Annotated in this window: 1 protein-coding gene; it reads right to left on the minus strand. The window is 65.4% G+C overall.

Annotated features, from left to right (window positions below):
• Positions 1-471 (minus strand): transposase (locus ACYQ0J_RS04280; RefSeq protein ID WP_460170944.1); only part of this gene is annotated, 471 nt, incomplete at both ends.

Here is a 471-nt window from a genome sequence, read left to right on the forward strand (position 1 = left end):
GCCCGTCCAGGTAGACGAAGGCCATCTCCTCGGGCAAAGGCCGGGTGCGGAAGGCTCCTGCCGCCTCCAGGACCTCGTCCGTCAGGGCGCTCAGGGTCTCGTGGGAGTAGCGGTGGCCTAAGAGCAGGCTCAGTATCTCGGCCGCCTTGCGCTGACTGACCCCGGCGGCGTAAAGGGCTACCGCCACTTCCCCCACGTCCACCAGGCGGCGGACGTAGGGCTTAAGGAAAGCCGGATAATACCGAGATTCCCGATCCCTAGGGACCTTCAGGTCCACCTGGCCGAAGGTGGTCTCCAGCTTGCGGGGGTAGTAGCCGTTCCTGCGGCCTCCGTGCACCTGCAAGAAGGCCGTCCGGTCCAGCTCCAGAACCGTCTGCAGAACCTCGGCTACTGTCTCCCGCACCGCTTCCCTCAGCAAGATCCGCAAGGTATCCTGGTCCACGGGGCACCTCCTCGTGCTAAGGTGTGCCC

The organism is Thermus sp. FJN-A, assembly GCF_054655095.1.